Source organism: Shewanella halotolerans (assembly GCF_019457535.1).
Lineage (GTDB): Bacteria > Pseudomonadota > Gammaproteobacteria > Enterobacterales > Shewanellaceae > Shewanella > Shewanella halotolerans.
This window is the reverse complement of the sequence record NZ_CP080417.1, coordinates 2,318,155-2,337,642: the sequence shown is the minus strand read 5'-3', so window position 1 is coordinate 2,337,642 and position 19,488 is coordinate 2,318,155. Positions and strand designations below refer to the sequence as shown.

Genomic DNA, 19,488 nt, shown 5'->3' with positions numbered 1-19,488 from the left:
TTTCAGGCTTGGTAAAATATTGCCTGGTTTTTAAGCAGTATTTTGTCGGCTAAATTTCAAGGGATCGAGCAGTTTATGACTGATCTGGCTTCATCTATAACACCAATTAATATTGAAGACGAATTAAAGAATTCATATTTGGATTACGCCATGAGCGTGATCGTGGGCCGTGCGTTACCCGATGTACGTGACGGTCTAAAGCCGGTTCATCGCCGCGTATTATTCGCGATGAACGAGTTGAAGAACGATTGGAACAAACCTTATAAGAAGTCGGCGCGTGTCGTCGGTGACGTTATCGGTAAATATCACCCGCACGGTGACTCAGCGGTTTACGACACCATCGTTCGTATGGCGCAGCCATTCTCTATGCGCTACACCTTGGTCGATGGTCAGGGTAACTTTGGTTCGGTCGATGGTGACGCGGCAGCGGCCATGCGTTATACCGAAATTCGTATGGACAAGCTGGCGCATCAACTGCTGGCTGACCTAGAGAAAGAAACCGTCGACTACGTACCTAACTATGATGGTACAGAGCAGATCCCGGCGGTACTGCCAACCCGTATTCCGGCCCTGCTGGTGAATGGTTCATCGGGTATCGCCGTAGGTATGGCGACCAACATTCCTCCTCACAACCTGTCAGAAGTGATCTCCGGCTGTTTGGCACTGATCGATGAGCCTAGTCTCTCTATCGAGCAGCTGATGGAACATATTCCAGGACCAGATTTCCCAACGGCGGCGATCGTCAACGGCCGTAAGGGTATCGAAGATGCCTATAAGACGGGTCGTGGTAAGGCGGTCATGCGTGCCCGCGCAACCGTTGAGACTGAAGACAACGGTCGTGAGCGCATTATCGTTACCGAGATCCCTTATCAGGTAAACAAGGCTCGTCTGATCGAGAAGATCGCCGAGCTGGTAAAAGATAAGAAGATCGAAGGCATCAGCGGACTGCGCGACGAGTCAGACAAAGACGGTATGCGTATCGTTATCGAAGTAAAACGCGGCGAAGTGGGTGAGGTGATCCTCAACAACCTTTACGCCCAGACTCAGCTGCAAACCTCTTTCGGTATCAACATGGTGGCCCTGACCAATGGTCAGCCTAAGCTGTTCAACCTTAAAGAGATGCTCGAGTGCTTCATCCTTCACCGTCGTGAAGTGGTGACCCGTCGTACCGTATTCGAACTGCGTAAGGCACGCGAACGTGCTCATATCCTTGAAGCACTGGCGATTGCTCTTGCTAACATCGACCCTATAATTGCGCTTATCAAGGCATCGCCAACACCGGCCGAAGCCAAGACTAAGCTGGTTTCTCAAGGCTGGGCCCTTGGCAATGTACAAGGCATGCTGGAGAAGGCCGGTGATGATGCGGCGCGTCCAGAGTGGTTGTCGGCAGAGTTCGGTATTCGTGATGGTCTCTACTACCTGACTGAGCAACAGGCTCAGGCGATTCTGGATCTGCGTCTGCACAAGCTGACCGGTCTGGAACATGAGAAGATCCTAAGCGAATATGAAGAGCTGCTAGAGCTGATCGCAGCTCTGCTATATATCCTCCGCAGCCCTGAGCGTCTGATGGAAGTGATTAAAGAAGAGCTTCAGGAAGTGCTAGAAGTGTTTGGCGATGAACGTCGTACCGAGCTTAACGCCTCTGCGGTCGATATCAGCCTTGAAGATCTGATCAACGAAGAAGATGTGGTAGTGACCCTGTCGCATCTGGGTTACGCCAAGTATCAGCCTTTGAGCGATTACCAGGCCCAGCGCCGTGGTGGTAAGGGTAAGGCCGCGACAAAGGTGAAGGATGAAGATTTCGTCGAGAAACTGCTGGTCGCCAACACCCACGATACCATCTTGTGTTTCTCTGACTTCGGTAAGATGTACTGGCTCAAGGTGTACCAACTGCCGCTGGCAAGCCGTCAGGCCCGTGGTCGTCCTATCATCAACCTGCTGCCGCTGGCGGAAGGTGAGCGTATCACCGCTATCTTGCCGGTGCGTGAATATGACGCCGACAAGTATGTGATCATGGCGACTTCTCACGGCACCGTGAAGAAGACTTCGCTGGATCAATACTCTCGTCCAAGAGCCAACGGTATCATCGCCGTTAACCTGAAAGATGGCGATCAGCTGATCGGCGTCGACATCACCAACGGTGACAACGAGGTGATGCTCTTCTCTAACGAAGGTAAGGTAGTTCGCTTTAGCGAAGACCAGGTTCGTGGCATGGGCCGCACCGCTACAGGTGTTCGCGGTATCAAGCTCGAAGATGGCCAGAGTGTAGTCTCTCTCATCGTACCTAAGAACGACGGTGCAATCCTGACCGTTACTGAGAACGGTTATGGTAAGCGTACCGAGTTGGATGAATACCCAGCTAAGAGCCGCGCGACCAAGGGTGTAGTATCGATCAAGGTGAGCGAGCGTAATGGCGCTGTCGTCGGAGCGGTACAAGTACTCGAAAACGATGAGATCATGTTGATCAGCGACAAGGGTACCCTGGTTCGTACACCGGCATCTGGTGTGTCGACTATTGGTCGTAACACTCAAGGTGTGACCATTATCCGTACGGCTACCGACGAGACGGTCGTTGGGCTGCAGCGTATCGATGAGATCCAGGATGAACAGGAGTTTGACGAAGAGGGCAACCCTATCATCACGGATACTGTCGATGAGCAGCAAGTCGAAGGCGAAGCGCCCGAGGCCGAGCCAGACGTTGAGCCAAATGAATAACGTTTAGCGAAATTAACGGGCGTCCTTATGGACGCTCGTTTTGTTTCGGCAAGTGAAACCCGATAATAAAATACGCCAATGGCATTTAATTTGACGCAACACAGTTGAAAGAAGAGCAAAGGAGAAAGCAGTGAGCGCGACATATAATTTCTGTGCAGGGCCGGCCATGTTACCTCAGCCCGTGATGCAAAAAGCACAAGAGGAGTTATTGGATTGGAACGGGCAAGGTGTCTCCGTAATGGAGATCAGCCATCGTAGTAAAGAGTTTATCGCGCTTACCGAGCAGGCCGAGGCCGACATCAGAGACTTGATGAATATTCCCAGCAACTACCATGTACTCTTTATGCATGGTGGTGGCCGCGGACAGTTCGCCGCAGTTGTGAATAATTTTTTGGGTCAACAGGGTAAGGCCCTCTATCTGGTCGATGGCAGTTGGTCATCTGCCGCGGTTGAAGAAGCCAAAAAATTGGCCGGCGACGCCCAGATAGATACGTTAAACATTGTCGAAAAAGTCAATGGTATCAGCCGTATCGTTGTGCCAGATCTTAATGAGATTAAACAAGATTATCGTTACCTGCACTACTGCCCAAATGAGACGGTAGATGGCATCGAAATTTTTGAAGAGATTAATTCACCTTGGCCGATCGTTGCCGACATGTCATCAAACATCATGTCGCGCGAGATAGATGTCAGCCGTTATGGACTCATCTATGCCGGCGCCCAGAAGAATATCGGACCATCGGGCTTAAGCATCGTCATCGTTCGTGACGATTTACTTGCGTATCCGCAGCTCACCCAGGCATCTATCATGGACTATCGCCTGGCCGTAAAACATGACTCCATGTTCAATACGCCGCCGACCTTTGCCTGGTATCTGGCTGCAGAAGTCTTCAAATGGCTCAAGGCACAGGGTGGCGTGGCAGAGGTTGCCAAGGTCAATGATCGTAAGGCCGAGACGCTCTATGCCTATATCGACAGCGGCGATTTCTATGAAAACCGCGTCGCGGTTGCTAACCGCTCGAAGATGAACGTGACCTTCTATCTGAAAGATGAGTCGTTGAATGAGCAGTTTTTGGCAGAAGCTAAGGCCGCTGGCTTAGTGGCGCTAAAAGGTCATCGCAGTGTCGGCGGTATGCGCGCCAGCCTCTACAACGCCATGCCATTAGTGGGTGTCGAGGCCTTGGTGAGCTTCATGAAAGCCTTCGCCGAAAAACACGCGGCCTAACTTTAAAGAACATCAGAACATAAAAGGGGACCAAATGGTCCCCTTTTTTATGAGTTTTCAAGCTGTATTACAACACCTTGGCGATAGACTCCGCCAGATAATCGACATTGCCTTCACCAATACCTGCGATGCTGATGCGGCTAGAATCGACCATGTAGATGCTGTGATCCGCCTGAAGCTTAGCGACTTGCTCTGGGGTAACGCCGAGGAAGGAGAACATGCCTTTCTGCTTGGCGATAAAGCTAAAGTCTCGGGTGACACCTTTTTCGATCAGCTTATTGACCAGCATGGCGCGGTTGCCGTTAATGCGATCGCGCATGACCTTCAACTCATCTAGCCATTGCTGCTTAAGCTCACTCGATCCCAGAATCGTCTCGACGATGGCGGCGCCATGGGCCGGCGGCATAGAGTAGATGCAGCGCACCACATAGAGCAGCACCGAATAGGCCACATTGGCCGAATGACTGTCTTTGCCGACGATAGAACAGGCGCCGATACGCTCACGATAAAGGCCGAAGTTTTTCGAACAAGAGCTACACAGGATCATGTCATCGACGTTAGCGGCCATTTGACGCACACCATAGGCATCTTCATCGACACCATCGCCAAAGCCTTGATAGGCCATGTCGATGAGCGGGGTGAACCCCTGTTGCTTGGTCAGCGCGATCACCTGATCCCACTGCTCGTTAGTGAGGTCCATGCCGCTTGGGTTATGACAACAGGCGTGGAACAAGACCACATCATCGGCGCCAATCTGGGAAAGGGCTGCCAGCATCTCGTCAAATTTCAGAGTCTTGTTTTGATAGTCGTAGTAAGGGTAGGTCTTGACCTTAATTCCGGCGGCTTCAAACAGACCCGTATGGTTGGCCCAGGTGGGGTCGCTCACCCAGATCACACTATTTGGGTTAACACGCTTGATGAAATCGGCCGCGACGCGCAGGGCGCCCGTACCGCCCGGAGTCGATACGGTGCGAATGCGATCGGCTAGCAGTGCTGGGTTGTCCTGGCCAAACGCTAGTTCGCCCATCAGTTGGTTAAAGGCAGGAGAACCTGTTGGGCCTATGTAAACTTTGGTTGCCTCTGTGTCGATACGGTGCTGCTCGGCGCGTTTGACACAGGCTAAAATCGGGGTGTTTCCCGCTTCATCCTTGTATACACCTACGCCTAGATCCACCTTGTTTGCATGGGGATCTTCACGGAATTTTGTCATTAGCCCTAGGATAGGATCGGCGGGCATAGGGGAAAGATTCTCGAACATGGCTCCAACTACCTTATGTCTTGTTATAGGCCCTAAATGGCCTTCGCTGTGCGTAGCCTTAGGATAAACTAATTTTGCGCGGAATTTACAGCGCAATGCGAGATTTTATCGAAACTTAAATTTGGCAAATTTTCATGCCAGCGGCGGGAGACGGGTCTATTTCTGGTGATTTTTTGTGGGCATGCAAAGTGCTAAGAAAGAAAATTACTCATTAAAGGCCATAAATCGTAAAAAAGGGTTGAATAGTCCGCCTCAATCAGTAATTTTATAACCACGAGGCTCAGGTCTATTGAGCAGATGGCCATTTTGTCGTGATGGCAAGTTTTTAGTATCTAACAGTATCAATAATCCGCGGTCGATCCGGGCTGCAACCAATTAAGAAGTGATTAATGAAACAACTACGACTCGATCCCATATCTAAGGTTCATGGTACCGTGAATATTCCCGGTTCTAAGAGTATCTCTAACCGCGCTCTGTTATTGGCGACCTTAGCTGAAGGGAAAACCCGACTGACCAATCTGCTCGATTCTGACGACATTCGTCACATGCTTACTGCCCTCAAGCAGCTCGGGGTTAACTATCAATTATCTGACAATAACCGGGTTTGCGAACTCGATGGATTGGGCGGCGTAATTAATAGCGACACAGCCCAGACACTGTTTCTGGGTAATGCCGGCACGGCGATGCGCCCCTTATGTGCTGCGCTGACTTTAGGTCAGGGCGAATTTACCTTAACGGGCGAGCCGCGAATGGAGGAGCGTCCCATAGGTGATCTGGTCGATGCCCTAAACACACTTGGTGCCGATATACGCTACCTGAAACAGCCCGGCTTTCCGCCGCTAACCATCAATGCCACCGGACTCAATGGCGGCGATGTTGAGATCGCTGGTGACCTGTCCAGCCAGTTTTTAACCGCGCTGCTGATGGTGACGCCACTGGCTAAGGATCAGGTGAATATCAAGATTAAAGGCGAGCTGGTCTCCAAACCATATATCGACATCACTATCGCGTTGATGGCGCAGTTTGGCGTGACGGTTATTAATCACGACTATCAGCGCTTCGAGATTCCTGCAGGCCAGAAATATGTCTCCCCCGGTACTGTGCTGGTTGAAGGCGACGCCTCATCGGCCTCATACTTCCTGGCAGCTGGAGCCATTCAAGGCGGTGAGGTTAAAGTCACCGGTGTTGGACTGAAAAGTATTCAAGGGGATGTTAAGTTTGCCGACGTCCTCGAAGCCATGGGCGCACAGATAGAGTGGGGCGACGATTTCATCATCGCCAGAAGTGCGCCGCTACATGGGGTGGATCTCGACATGAACCATATCCCGGATGCTGCCATGACCATAGCGACCACGGCGCTGTTTGCCACAGGCACCACGACGCTGCGTAATATCTACAACTGGCGTATCAAGGAGACAGACCGTCTCGCTGCCATGGCCACCGAGCTGCGTAAAGTTGGCGCCGAGGTAGAAGAGGGCCATGATTATATTCGCGTCACGGCGCCGGCTCAGTTAAATACGGCCGAAATCGATACTTATAACGATCATCGCATGGCCATGTGTTTCTCACTGATGGCCTTTGCCGATTGTGGCATAACCATTAACGATCCCGATTGTACCTCCAAGACCTTCCCCGACTACTTCGCCCAGTTTGCGGCGCTTGCCCAGTAGGCTCAGTCTCTCATCGCGGGTCAGTGCTTTTGACCCGCGATAATAAGTGATCCAATTATGTTAATTCGTAACTTTTTGCCGCTTTATGATTGCTTTTAGTTTATAATGCGCGCGCAGTTTTTTCGTGGACGACATTCAGGATCTTTAGGGAAGATAGATTTAATTTGGAGAATCATATGTCACAACGGGCTCCCATCGTCACTATTGACGGCCCAAGCGGTGCAGGTAAAGGCACTATTAGTCAGATACTTGCTTCGCGTTTAGGATGGAAGCTGCTTGATAGCGGTGCCATATATCGTGTCTTGGCCCTCGCGGCAATTCACCATAACGTCGAGTTAGACAACGAAGCCTCGCTGGCCCTGTTAGCCGCGCATTTAGATGTGCAATTCATTACGGCTAATGGCAATGGCATTAAAGTGGTCCTGGAAGGCGAGGATGTATCCCACGCCATCCGTAGCCAAGAGTGCTCTAATGCAGCCTCAAAAGTCGCGGCTTTTCCCCGCGTACGTGAGGCGCTTCTTCGTCGTCAGCGCGCCTTTGCCGAGGCGCCAGGTTTGATCGCTGATGGTCGCGACATGGGCACGGTCGTTTTTCCTACAACTCCAGCTAAACTTTATTTAACCGCGTCAGCTGAGGAAAGGGCCCAAAGGCGCTATAATCAGTTGCAGGACAAGGGCTTCGATGTTAATATCGACCGTCTTTTGGCCGAGGTCGTTGAACGCGATGAGCGTGATATGAATCGCCCGGTCGCTCCTTTGGTTCCTGCCGAGGATGCGCTGGTGATCGATACGACTGGCATAGGCATTGATGAAGTGGTTGAGCTCGCGCTCGCTCACATCAAAGAAAAATTACCTGATCTTGTTCTCTAGGGAGCAGGGTCGTTACGATTTGTCACATGGATGCGACAAATGATTAATCTGACTCCACGTCTAGGATGGGCCGTGGTTTATTACTTAAAGTAAATTAACATGACTGAATCTTTTGCTGATCTATTTGAACAATCCCTTCAACAACTTGAGTTCCGTCCAGGTTCTATCGTTCGTGGTACTGTAGTATCAATCCAGAACGGTATGGTACTGGTTGACGCTGGCCTTAAGTCTGAAAGCCCAATCCCAGCTGACCAATTCAAAAACGCTCAAGGCGTTCTAGAAATCGCTGTTGGTGATGAAGTTGACGTAGCCCTTGACTCTGTTGAAGATGGTTTCGGTGAAACTCAACTTTCTCGTGAGAAAGCTAAGCGCCACGAAGCTTGGATCGTTCTAGAAAAAGCTTACGAAGATGCTGAAACTGTAATCGGTGTCATCAATGGTAAGGTTAAAGGCGGTTTCACCGTTGAACTAAACGGTATCCGTGCATTCCTACCAGGTTCTCTAGTTGACGTTCGCCCAGTTCGCGACACTGCTCACCTAGAAAACAAAGAACTAGAATTCAAGGTTATCAAGCTAGACCAGAAGCGTAACAACGTTGTTGTTTCTCGTCGTGCTGTTATCGAATCTGAAAGCAGTGCAGAGCGTGATGCGCTACTTGAAAACCTACAAGAAGGTCAAGCAGTTAAGGGTATCGTTAAGAACCTGACTGACTACGGTGCATTCGTTGACCTAGGTGGCGTTGACGGTCTTCTACATATCACAGATATGGCTTGGAAGCGCGTTAAGCACCCATCTGAAATCGTAAACGTTGGCGACGAAATCAACGTTAAAGTACTTAAGTACGATCGTGAGCGCACTCGTGTTTCACTAGGTCTTAAGCAACTTGGCGAAGACCCATGGTTAGAAATCAGCAAGCGCTACCCAGAAAACACTAAGTTGACTGGTCGCGTAACTAACCTAACTGACTACGGCTGCTTCGTTGAAATCGAAGAAGGTGTTGAAGGTCTGGTACACGTTTCTGAAATGGATTGGACTAACAAGAACATTCACCCATCTAAGGTTGTTAACCTAGGTGATGAAGTTGAAGTTCTAGTTCTGGACATCGATGAAGAGCGTCGTCGTATTTCTCTAGGTCTGAAGCAATGTAAGACTAACCCATGGGATGATTTCGCAGAGCGTTACGCGAAAGGCGACAAGGTTACTGGTAAGATCAAGTCTATCACTGACTTCGGTATCTTCATCGGTCTAGACGGCGGCATCGACGGTCTGGTTCACCTGTCTGACATCTCTTGGAATGGTACTGGCGAAGAAGCCGTATCTGACTACAAGAAAGGCGACGAAATCAGCGCAGTTGTACTGTCAGTTGACCCAGAGCGTGAGCGTATCAGCCTAGGCGTTAAGCAGACTGAAGACGATCCATTCAACGCTTATCTTGCAGATAAGAAGAAAGGTGCTATCGTAACTGGTACTGTTACTGCAGTAGACGCGAAAGGCGTTACTATCGAGTTGGCTGAAACTGTAGAAGGTTACCTACGTGTTTCTGACATCTCTCGTGAGCGCATCGAAGATGCATCTACTGTATACTCAGTAGGTGACACTGTTGAATCTAAGTTCATGGGTGTTGATCGCAAGAACCGTTCTATCAGCCTGTCTATCCGTGCGAAAGACGAAGCTGATGAGAAGGAAGCGATGGCTAACTTGAACAAGCAAGATGACGTTGCAATGAGCAATGCCATGGCTGAAGCGTTCAAAGCGGCTCGCAAATAATTCGCCTGAAGTTCGGGGACGGTAACATCCCCGCTAGGTGACTGTGTTTGGCTTGATTATAGAGGGTACAGGATGACTAAATCCGAACTGATCGAAAAACTTGCCACTAGGCAGTCGCAGCTGTCGGCAAAAGAAGTAGAAAGCGCTATTAAAGAGATGTTGGAGCAGATGGCAACGACATTGGAAGGCGGTGACCGTATCGAGATCCGTGGCTTTGGTAGTTTTTCCCTTCATTATCGTGCACCACGTACAGGCCGTAATCCTAAGACTGGGACTTCAGTTGAGCTGGAAGGCAAGTATGTACCGCACTTTAAGCCTGGCAAAGAACTGCGTGAGCGCGTTGATGCTATCAACTCGTAAATGACATTGTTTTAAAAGCCTCCGAAAGGAGGTTTTTTTATGCCTAAATTCTAGGTATGGCTAGCTAGTTCGCTAAATTTCTTGGATAATCAACCCATCATCACGGGTTTATGGAGAGTAACGTGAAGTCATTTATCGCGACCGTGCTTGTCGCCCTGTTTTTCGTCTTGGCTTTATTGTTTGGTGCACGCAACGAACAGCTGGTGACCATAAGTTATTTTGTCGCTCAGGGTGAATATCGACTGCCTGTCGTGCTCGGCGTGGTGTTTCTGGCAGGCTTCCTGGTTAGCTGGCTGTTTGCCATCTACCATATTACTAAGGTAAGGCTGCAACTGCGCAAGGCCAATAAGAAGTTAGAGCAGTTAGAAGCCAAGTTACCGGTTGAGATACTCCCACCATCTACCCAAATCGAACATCAAGCGAAGGAAGTAAACGCTTAATATGTTAGAGATTCTGTTTCTGTTGTTACCCATAGCCGCCGGTTACGGTTGGTACATGGGTCGTCGTAGTATCAGGCATAAGCAGAATAGTAAACGTAAGCAGTTAAGCCGAGATTACTTTACCGGCCTTAATTTCCTTCTGTCTAATGAATCAGACAAGGCTGTCGATCTCTTTATCTCCATGCTGGACGTGGATGATGACACCATAGATACCCATCTCTCCCTCGGCTCTTTGTTTCGTAAACGGGGTGAGGTTGATCGCTCGATTCGAATTCACCAAAACCTGATTGCCCGGCCAACTCTGACAACCGAGCAGCGTGACATCGCCATGATGGAGCTGGGCAAAGATTATCTGGCCGCCGGCTTCTACGACAGGGCTGAGGAGATCTTCCTTAATCTGGTTCGTCAGGAGGATCACAGCGAAGAGGCCGAAGATCAGCTGATCGCCATCTACCAGGTGACCAAAGACTGGCAGAAGGCAATAGATATCATCAAGAGCCTCAAGCGTAAGCGTCAGCAATCGCTTAAACACCTGCAGGCCCATCTCTATTGTGAGCTTGCCGATGAGGCCAGCGATTGCGAGCTCAAGCTTAAACACCTGGCGCAGGCGATAAAACAAGATCCCCAATGTGGCCGCGCCATGTTAACCAGCGCCAAACTGTTCCTTGCCCAGCTAGAGTTTAGCCGCGCCAAAGAGATGCTCTGCCGCCTGAAAGATGCCGATATTGAGCTCTTTCCCGAAGCGCTCGCCATCGCCAAAGAAGTTTATCAATCGACCGAGGACCTTGGTGCCTATCGTGAATTGCTGCGCGAAGCGTTAGAGCAGGGTGCTGGCGCGAGTGTGGCCATCACTCTGGCGCAGCAGATGATCACTCAGGGGGAAAACCAAGATGCTGAGAAATTGATCCTCGACGGCCTCTATCGCCATCCGACCATGAAGAGTTTCCAGCATCTGATGAAGATGCAGATCCAACACGCCGAAGATGGTCAGGCAAAACAAAGTTTAAACATGCTCGCCGAATTGGTTGAGCAGCAGATAAAATTTCGTCCAAGTTACCGCTGTATCGAGTGTGGTTTCCCGTCCCACACCCTCTACTGGCATTGCCCTTCCTGTAAGAGTTGGGGCACCATCAAGCGGATCCGCGGACTCGACGGGGAGTAAATAGACAATAAAATGCAAAGCAACAGGAGAACAGCATGAGCAACAAACCTATTATAGTGGCGCTAGATTACGATAATAAATCCGAAGCTTTGCAGCTCATCGATCAGCTCGACCCCAACATGTGCCGCCTCAAGATAGGCAAAGAGATGTTCACCCTCTTTGGTCCTGAGTTGGTCAAAGAGATCCACAGTCGCGACTTTGACCTCTTCTTGGATCTCAAATTCCACGACATTCCGAACACCGTCGCCAAGGCCGTCGCCGCAGCGGCAGAGCTAGGGGTGTGGATGACCAACGTGCATGCCAGCGGTGGCCTGGCCATGATGCAGGCTGCTCGCGAGGCGCTGCTTCCTTATGGCGACAAGGCGCCGCTGCTGATCGCCGTGACGGTACTGACCTCAATGAGCGACGAAGAGCTCGCACTGCTTGGCATTAATGTGCCGGCGGCCGAGCATGTCAAGCGTCTGGCAAGCCTCACCAAACAGGCAGGACTAAACGGTATCGTCTGTTCGGCCCAGGAAGCCAGCATGCTAAAGGCCGAATTTGGCGCTGACTTTAAGCTGGTTACACCGGGTATTCGCCCAGCCGGCAGCGACAAGGGCGATCAGCACCGCGTGATGACGCCGACGCAGGCGCTGGCAGCGGGTTCCGATTACCTGGTGATTGGCCGTCCTATCACCAAGGCGGCTAATCCATTGGCGGCGCTAACAGAGATTCATGCATCGCTTAAATAGCTTGACCTGACACTTCGAGCCTCCTAATTTAACTCTTAAGGTTTTATTAGACAGGGAAAGAAGATGTTCGATTATCGAGGGAAAAACGTCTTTGTAGTGGGCGGTACCAGTGGCATTAATCTGGGTATCGCCAAGGCTTTTGCCAAGGCGGGCGCTAACGTTGCCGTGGCCAGCCGCCGTCAGGAAAAGGTCGATGCAGCCGTAGAGGCGCTGCACGCGATTAACGGTCAAGGTAAGATGCTTGGCGTCGCCTTCGATGTGCGGGATCTCGACGCGCTAAAGGCAGGTTTTAAGCAGATAGCCGATGCATATGGCCAATTGGATGTGCTGGTCAGTGGCGCGGCCGGAAACTTCCCGGCGACAGCGGCGGAGCTTTCCGAAAACGGTTTCAAGTCGGTGATGGATATCGATCTGCTGGGCAGTTTTCAGGTGCTCAAACAGGCCTATCCCTTGATGCGTCGTCCCGGCGGCGCCATAGTACAGATCTCGGCGCCTCAGGCCTATATTGCCATGCCAATGCAGTCCCATGTGAGCGCGGCCAAGGCCGGAGTCGACATGCTGACCAAGAGTCTGGCACTGGAGTGGGGTATTGAGGGTATCAGGGTTAACTCCATTGTACCCGGCCCCATCAGCGGCACCGAAGGATTCAATCGCCTGGCACCCAGCGATGCGCTGCAACAGGCCGTAGCCCAAAGCGTGCCCCTTAAGCGCAACGGCAGCACTGATGATATTGCCAACGCGGTGATGTTTATCGCATCAGAAATGGCCAGTTACATTACCGGCACCGTGTTGCCAGTAGATGGCGGTTGGTCCCTCGGCGGTGCCAGCATGGCCATGAGTCAGTTAGGCAAATTGGCCCAACAACCTAAAGAGAAGTAGGTAGCGCAGATAGTGTTACCCAATGAGTGAGAAGAAAGATGGCAAACCCATTTCAAGAGCAGTTGCTCAAGGCTGGCCTGGTCAGCAAACAGAAGGTTCGCGATGCCAAGACCCAGAAGCGTCGCGATCGTAAAGCTAAGGTCGATGATGGCTCAGAGGCCTTGAAACAAGAGATCGCCGCAAAGAAACAGGCGCAGATCGATAAGGATAAGGCGCTAAACGAGCAACGTTTCGCCGAGGCGATGGAGAAGGGCCAGGTGCGCGGGCTAATCACCGAATTTAAGCGCTGCGCCATCGAGCCGCCAAAGGATGCCGAAGTTAAGTTTAACTACACCCTAGGCACTAAGATCTTTAGCCTGTACGTGAACGAAAAACTGCAGAGCCAGCTGCTCAACGGCCAGTTAGGGATAGTGCGCCACGAAGAGGTGAGCTACCTGGTACCTCATAAGCTTGCCGAGCGAGTTAACCTCTTGGTGCCCGACTGGTGCGGTTACCTGTGGCAGGCGGAAGACGCCACCCAAGTGGTAGAAGAAGACGACCCATACGCAGATTATGTGATCCCAGACGACCTGATGTGGTAAGTCCCTCATTTGGTAACTAGCTGTAACTTAAGAAGCCTCGCAATCTACGCGGGGCTTTTTTATTTGCGCTGGCGGACAATATTTGACTAAAGGGCTTTATTCTCAGCCGCAACTGAGATAGATTAAAACAACTGTTTTAATCTTACGTTTAAGAGAGGCGAGATGAATCCATACCAGGCGCCATTGGCCGACATGAAATTTCTGTTGGAGCGCGTGTTCGATGCTCCACAAACTTGGGGTGAACTAGCGGCCTTGGCCGAGACCGTCGATATGGATACGGCAACGGCGATCCTCGATGAGGCCGAGAAGATATCACGGGATCTTATCCATCCTATTAACCGTCCCGGTGACGAGCAAGGCGTAAGCTTTGAAGATGCTAAGGTGATCACACCCGATGGCTATCGTGAGGTTTATGACCAATATGCCGAAGGCGGTTGGGTAGGGCTGTGCGGCGATCCTGAGTTTGGCGGCATGGGTATGCCTAAAATGCTTGGCGTGCTGGTCGATGAGATGGCCTATAGCGCCTGCAACGCCTTTACCTTGTATGGTTCACTCACCGCGGGTGCAGCCCTCTGTATCAATGCCCACGGCAGTGACGAGCTCAAAGATAAGTACCTGCCTAACCTCTATTCGGGTCAATGGGCCGGCGCCATGGACATGACAGAGCCACAGGCGGGTTCGGATCTGCGTAACATCCGCACCAAGGCTATGCCGCAGGATGATGGCAGCTATCTTGTCTCTGGCAGTAAGATTTTCATTACGGGTGGCGATCATGATCTCACCGAAAACGTCATTCACCTGGTACTGGCAAAGCTGCCGGACTCGAACGGTATCTCACTCTTCTTGGTGCCAAAGATCAAGGTAGATGATAACGGCGAGCTAGGTGAAACCAACGGCGTCACCGTAGGCTCTATCGAGCACAAGATGGGGCTTAAGGGCTCGGCAACCTGTGTGATGAACTTCGACGACGCCCAGGGCTATCTGATCGGCAAGGCGAATCGCGGCTTAGTGTGCATGTTCACCATGATGAACTATGAGCGTCTGGCGATTGGTATTCAAGGACTAGGCACTTCTCAGGCGGCGTACCAGATGGCTAGCGACTATGCCAAGGAGCGTCTGCAGGGCCAGGCGGCAGGTGGCAGCGACAATGCCAGCGACCCTATTTTGGTACACGGCGACGTGCGCCGCATGCTGATGACCATACGCTGTTATACCGAAGCGGGACGCGCGCTGTCGGTGTTTACCGGTCAGCAGTTGGATCTCGCTAAACATGCAGATGGTGAGGTGCAGGAGAAGGCAGCGCGTTATGTCGGCCTGCTTACACCGGTTGCCAAGGCGTTCTTGAGTGACAGAGGTCTAGATGCCGCCGTAATGGCGCAGCAGGTGTTTGGTGGTCACGGCTATATTCGTGAGACAGGTATCGAGCAACTGGTTCGTGACACCCGTATCGCCCAGATCTACGAGGGTACAAATGGTATTCAAGCCATCGATTTCCTGGGTAGAAAGACCACAGGAGACGATCTGCGTACATTGACTGAATTTGTTGGTGAGTGCCAGAGTCAGCTGGCAGCCATGACCCATGTTACGGATGCGCAAAAGGCGCTTATCACATCGCGTTTCGACGCCTTACTCGCAAGCGGTGAATATATCAACGCCAATAAGCTAAGCAATCCGGCCTTGATCAACGCCTGCGCCGTCGATTTCCTCGATGCCTTTGGTCATCTGATCTATGGCTATTTCTGGTTACTGATGGCCGATAGGGCTGCCGATCACCAAGATGCAAGCTTTAGCACGGCGAAACAACAGCTGGCCGATTTCTATCTGGCCAAGCTACTGCCTAAGGTCGACTACCATCTGGCGCAGGTCAACGCCGGCGATGCCAGCGTGATGGCGATGGCAGAAGAGCTGTTTTAGCAGCTAGATTTAATAAAACGAAAACGCCCGGTTCATTAGGCCCGGGCGTTTTTTCTTTTCACCTATTTTACTAAGCGCATGTTACTAAGCATATTTTACTAAGTGCATGTTATTGCGCACTGAGCGTTTTTGGGTTGTTCTTCTTATCCTCGTCCTCATTACCTCGGCTTTTGACTGTCTGCCCTTGATTATCCAGCAGGCTTTGCAGAAAGAGGGCACTAAAGGGTGCTGGGCTTTGTTTCTTACTCTTCTGGCTCTGGCCATTTTCCATGACCACGAAGAGAAATTGGTGACTTGCATCGAGTGAAAGGTAACCTGCCAAGTTATCGACGCCCTGCATCGATCCCGTCTTGGCAGAGACCTTGTTCATCAAGGGGGGCTGCTGAAACCCCCGCTTATAGTTGAGGGTACCGCTAACTCCGGCGACCGGCAGCAGCGCGATTAGCGGCCTTAATTTTTCATCCTGCGCCATCAGGCCCAGGACCTCAGCCAGTTGCCTGGCCGAAATAAGGTTATAGCGAGAAAGGCCCGAGCCATCGATGATCTGCGAGTGGCTAAGATCTATCCCGTCCGCCTCGAGTATCGCCTTAACGGCCCTTGCGCCGGCATGAAAGCTTTCTGGCACCTTGTAATAGTGTGCGCCTACGGCTTTAAACAGACTGTCGGCAATCAAGTTATCTGAATCGAGCAGCATGGTGCGAAGGAGTGGCTCGAGCCCTTCCGATTTGTGAGAGACCAAAGGCTTAAGGCCAAACGGTACTCTGTGCGCGACGGCCACTTGGCCACTCATTTTGATGTGGGCGCTCTTTAACATCCGCGTTAGCATCTCTTTGGCGTAGAGCGCAGGGTCATCCACGGCGATAGCCAGATTAAGCGGCTTATCACCCGGATAACAGCCACTGATGTGGTAATGATTATCGGGCAGCCTAGCTAAGTTGAGTTCACAGAAAGGCTCTTGCTGCATCTTATCAAACACCGCCGTTGTCGACACCTTGATGGGCAGATATCGCGGAAAGTTGAGTTGGCTGGCGCTGCTTGCCAGCTTTGGTTTTAACTGGCCCTTGACGCAATTTTGATTGATGATAAAGCTGGAAACCGGCGCAGCGTAGCAAATCCCGAGATCGTCCCATACCCAGCCAGGGGCGCGCGTCTGCTCCTTGGCTTGCCCCACAAGCAAGAGATTTCCCTTAACGGTATGAATGCCTGCGTCTTTCAAGCTCTTTAACATAGCTCGTAGATCGTCAGTGGTTAAGGTGGGGTCGCCACTAAAGGAGAGATAAAGATCGCCCGTTAACACACCGTGAGACAAGCGCCCCTTAGTTGAAAATTGGGTCGCAAAGCTGAACTCTTCACCCAATACCCGCATTGCGGCTACGGCCGTGAGTAATTTTTGCGTACTGGCAGGCAGCAACAGGGTATCGGCGTTGTGCTGATACAGTATCTCATTATTGGTGAGATCCTGGGCAAAAATAGACAGTTGCGAGTGAGGCGGCGCGATCACCGACAAGAGGTTGTCATAATAGCTTTGATCATCATAACCCTTGCTATCAAGCTGCTTGGTATTGGTATTGGTATTGGTGTTAACGTCGGCACCGGCATTGCTGGCTGCAGGTATAAAGGCAGCCGCAATAGCTAGAGACAAGGCGAATGGTTTTACAGCCGGAATCGCCTTAGTCAGCAAGCATGAGAAATTACGGGGAAGGGCGCTCAGCCCTCTAGTCAATCTTGTAAACATAAGCGTCGAAACAGATCCTTGTTTTCGGTTTTGGCTAATCGTCCGTTGAAGGCTCATCTTTTTCCATCAAACGGTATAAACGCAGGGTGACAAATAGCACTAATACAATAAAAAGCGGCAGCACCAGAAAGCCAAGCTGCGACTTAAAATGAAAGATAACCCACGCGGCTAACAGGGTTAATGCCAAGGTAAGAAGAATGGTTTTGTTCATGCTAGAACCTAAACGTAGACAGATAAACCTATTGTAAGGTGTTTTACGCCTGATGTCGGAGTGTTAAACAAGAATTAAGACTAAGGATGCAAAACTTAGCGCTTTAGCCGCTGATTCTGCTTAATTTTAACCCGGTTTGTCCCAAGTGCGACTGACAACAACAGAAAACCCTTGCCCCAAACCCGGTAAATGGGTAATTTCTACCCCTTAAGATTTGGGATGGAACCAGTATGCCACACATTCGTATGCGCGGTTTACCGCAAGAGGCGGTATGTCGAATCAGTGAGACCTTGCTCGATGAGCTTGCAAGCCTTTGTCAAATCAAGGCCGACAGCTTCACCTTAGATTGGGAGTCAAGCGTCAGCTATCGAGCCGGCAAGGTCGATACGGCATTCGTGCAAGTCGAGGTGCTCTGGTTTCCTAAAGATCCCGAAATTCGTCACGCAGTAGAGCAGATCATTCGTCAGGCCGTATTAGCGGACTATTCGCCTGCAAAACATATCTCAATCATGTTTATGGCGCTCACGCCACAATGCTACTACCGTGATGGGCAGCATTTTTAAAGGAGGATACCTTGCTGGATAAGCTAGGTGGAATTGCGTTACCCGCCGACGCCATACGTTGGTTGCTAACGCCTGCGGCGCTTAAAGCCGAACTACTCAAACAGATCGCGAACGCTAAACGAGCTATCACTCTTGCCGCACTCTATCTTGAAGACGATGAGGCGGGTAGGGAAGTGTTGGCTGCCTTGATGGCGGCCAAGGCGGCCAGACCAGAATTGGATGTTACCGTTCTGGTGGATTTTCATCGCGCCAGACGTGGGCTTATCGGCCATAAGGGTGACAGTGGCAACTACCTCATGTATAAAGAGGTGGTTAACAATGCCGAGCATCCGATCAATATTCTCGGTGTACCGGTAAAATCCCGAGAATTTATGGGTGTACTCCACCTTAAAGGTTTCATCATAGATGACACCGTCATCTACAGCGGTGCCAGCCTGAATAACATCTATCTGCATCAGGGCGAGAAATACCGTTTCGACCGTTACCATGTGATCGAATCTAAGCCATTGGCAGAATCCATGCGTAACATGGTGATGGAATACATCGCCAGCGACAGAGCCGTGACCTCGCTCACCCAAGATAGAGCGACCGAAAAGCTGCCAGAAAAAAATGATGTTCGCAGCCTGAAACAGCGTCTGGCTAAGGCCAAATATCGTTTTGCGAGCACCAAGACGGGCAATCGCATCACTCCTGTGGTTGGTTTAGGGCGCAAGAAGAATAAGCTAAACAAGCTAGTGATCGATCTGGTATCCCAGTCTCAGCGCTCACTGTTTATCTGCACGCCCTATTTTAATCCGCCTTATATTCTCTCCAGAGCGCTTGCTAAGCATCTGCGAAAGGGAAAACGTATCGACATAGTGGTTGGCGATAAGACGGCTAATGACTTTTATATTCCGCCAGAAGAGAAATTTTCGACTATCGGTGCCTTGCCCTACATGTATGAGCAATCGCTGCGTAAATTTGCCAAGCGTCAGCAATGGGCCATCGATGCCGGGCTACTCAACATTCATCTGTGGAAGCATGATCGCAACAGCTATCACCTTAAAGGGATTAGCGCCGATGATCGCCTGCATCTGATCACTGGCTCTAACCTTAACCCAAGAGCTTGGGCGCTGGATTTAGAAAACGGCTTATTGCTGCAAGATGAAACCCAAGCCTGGACCGAAGAGTTCAAACAGGAACAGGCGCATATCCTAGAGCATACAGAGCGCCTCTATCATTACAGCCAGATAGATACCTTAAATAACTATCCTAAGCCGGTACGCAAGATCATGAATCGTATCAGACGTCTGCGTGCCGATTTCCTGCTACGCCGTATCTTGTAAAGCATGAAGGCGAATCGTTGTCGTAGCGTATAGATAATGAGTTAGCATAAAAACAGGCGAACATCATGGTTCGCCTTTTTTAT

Annotated in this window: 17 protein-coding genes; 14 read left to right on the top strand and 3 right to left on the bottom strand. The window is 50.8% G+C overall.

What is annotated here, in order from left to right:
• Positions 1 to 75 precede the first annotated feature (75 nt).
• Together gyrA and serC are read left to right on the top strand one after the other, a co-directional pair.
• A complete protein-coding gene (gene gyrA, locus K0H81_RS09985; RefSeq protein ID WP_220058219.1) occupies positions 76 to 2,715 on the top strand; it encodes a DNA topoisomerase (ATP-hydrolyzing) subunit A in 2,640 nt (879 codons plus the stop codon).
• 130 nt (positions 2,716 to 2,845) lie between these two features.
• The gene (gene serC, locus K0H81_RS09980; RefSeq protein ID WP_220058218.1) at positions 2,846 to 3,940 is read left to right on the top strand and encodes a 3-phosphoserine/phosphohydroxythreonine transaminase; all 1,095 of its coding nucleotides are present in this window, start codon (positions 2,846 to 2,848) and stop codon (positions 3,938 to 3,940) included.
• Between the two features lie 67 nt (positions 3,941 to 4,007).
• Here the strand turns inward: serC and K0H81_RS09975 are convergent, their stop codons facing one another.
• Entirely contained in the window at positions 4,008 to 5,198 is a 1,191-nt protein-coding gene (locus tag K0H81_RS09975) for an amino acid aminotransferase (RefSeq protein ID WP_011865749.1), read from the bottom strand.
• A gap of 389 nt (positions 5,199 to 5,587) precedes the next feature.
• Here K0H81_RS09975 and aroA point away from each other — a divergent pair, with 389 nt between their 5' ends.
• The 10 genes from aroA (at position 5,588) to K0H81_RS09925 (ending at position 15,571) form a co-directional block, all read left to right on the top strand.
• Entirely contained in the window at positions 5,588 to 6,868 is a 1,281-nt protein-coding gene (gene aroA, locus K0H81_RS09970; RefSeq protein WP_220060759.1) for a 3-phosphoshikimate 1-carboxyvinyltransferase, read from the top strand.
• Positions 6,869 to 7,044: 176 nt separating this feature from the next.
• Positions 7,045 to 7,737: a (d)CMP kinase gene (cmk, locus tag K0H81_RS09965; protein ID WP_220060758.1), complete on the top strand. Its 693-nt coding sequence runs from the start codon at positions 7,045 to 7,047 to the stop codon at positions 7,735 to 7,737.
• A gap of 99 nt (positions 7,738 to 7,836) precedes the next feature.
• A complete protein-coding gene (rpsA, locus tag K0H81_RS09960) occupies positions 7,837 to 9,504 on the top strand; it encodes a 30S ribosomal protein S1 (RefSeq protein ID WP_011865752.1) in 1,668 nt (555 codons plus the stop codon).
• A 72-nt stretch (positions 9,505 to 9,576) separates the two neighbouring features.
• Positions 9,577 to 9,864 carry an integration host factor subunit beta gene (gene ihfB, locus K0H81_RS09955; protein WP_011865753.1) on the top strand — a complete coding sequence of 96 codons (288 nt, stop codon included), beginning with the start codon at positions 9,577 to 9,579 and terminating at the stop codon, positions 9,862 to 9,864.
• A 122-nt stretch (positions 9,865 to 9,986) separates the two neighbouring features.
• On the top strand, positions 9,987 to 10,304 hold the full coding sequence (locus K0H81_RS09950; protein ID WP_041407148.1) for a LapA family protein: 318 nt from the start codon (positions 9,987 to 9,989) through the stop codon (positions 10,302 to 10,304).
• Between the two features lies 1 nt (position 10,305).
• Positions 10,306 to 11,466: a lipopolysaccharide assembly protein LapB gene (lapB, locus tag K0H81_RS09945; protein WP_220060757.1), complete on the top strand. Its 1,161-nt coding sequence runs from the start codon at positions 10,306 to 10,308 to the stop codon at positions 11,464 to 11,466.
• A gap of 35 nt (positions 11,467 to 11,501) precedes the next feature.
• Positions 11,502 to 12,197 (top strand): orotidine-5'-phosphate decarboxylase, encoded by a 696-nt coding sequence (pyrF, locus tag K0H81_RS09940; protein WP_160793343.1) that lies wholly within the window; start codon positions 11,502 to 11,504, stop codon positions 12,195 to 12,197.
• Positions 12,198 to 12,260: 63 nt separating this feature from the next.
• Positions 12,261 to 13,076, top strand: coding sequence for an SDR family oxidoreductase (locus K0H81_RS09935; RefSeq protein WP_220060756.1), 816 nt, complete (start codon positions 12,261 to 12,263; stop codon positions 13,074 to 13,076).
• Between the two features lie 38 nt (positions 13,077 to 13,114).
• The gene (locus K0H81_RS09930) at positions 13,115 to 13,657 is read left to right on the top strand and encodes a DUF2058 domain-containing protein (protein WP_144199286.1); all 543 of its coding nucleotides are present in this window, start codon (positions 13,115 to 13,117) and stop codon (positions 13,655 to 13,657) included.
• A 162-nt stretch (positions 13,658 to 13,819) separates the two neighbouring features.
• Positions 13,820 to 15,571 carry an acyl-CoA dehydrogenase family protein gene (locus tag K0H81_RS09925; RefSeq protein ID WP_220060755.1) on the top strand — a complete coding sequence of 584 codons (1,752 nt, stop codon included), beginning with the start codon at positions 13,820 to 13,822 and terminating at the stop codon, positions 15,569 to 15,571.
• Between the two features lie 109 nt (positions 15,572 to 15,680).
• On the opposite strand, the gene dacB is transcribed toward K0H81_RS09925, so the two are convergent.
• Positions 15,681 to 17,213 (bottom strand): D-alanyl-D-alanine carboxypeptidase/D-alanyl-D-alanine endopeptidase, encoded by a 1,533-nt coding sequence (gene dacB, locus K0H81_RS09920; protein ID WP_258406432.1) that lies wholly within the window; start codon positions 17,211 to 17,213, stop codon positions 15,681 to 15,683.
• A 127-nt stretch (positions 17,214 to 17,340) separates the two neighbouring features.
• Positions 17,341 to 17,517, bottom strand: coding sequence for a hypothetical protein (locus tag K0H81_RS09915; protein ID WP_220060753.1), 177 nt, complete (start codon positions 17,515 to 17,517; stop codon positions 17,341 to 17,343).
• A 230-nt stretch (positions 17,518 to 17,747) separates the two neighbouring features.
• On the opposite strand from K0H81_RS09915, the gene K0H81_RS09910 reads away from it, so the two are divergent.
• Positions 17,748 to 18,080, top strand: coding sequence for a DUF1904 domain-containing protein (locus K0H81_RS09910; RefSeq protein WP_220060752.1), 333 nt, complete (start codon positions 17,748 to 17,750; stop codon positions 18,078 to 18,080).
• 11 nt (positions 18,081 to 18,091) lie between these two features.
• Positions 18,092 to 19,405, top strand: coding sequence for a CDP-diacylglycerol--serine O-phosphatidyltransferase (gene pssA / locus K0H81_RS09905; RefSeq protein WP_220060751.1), 1,314 nt, complete (start codon positions 18,092 to 18,094; stop codon positions 19,403 to 19,405).
• Positions 19,406 to 19,488: the final 83 nt, after the last annotated feature.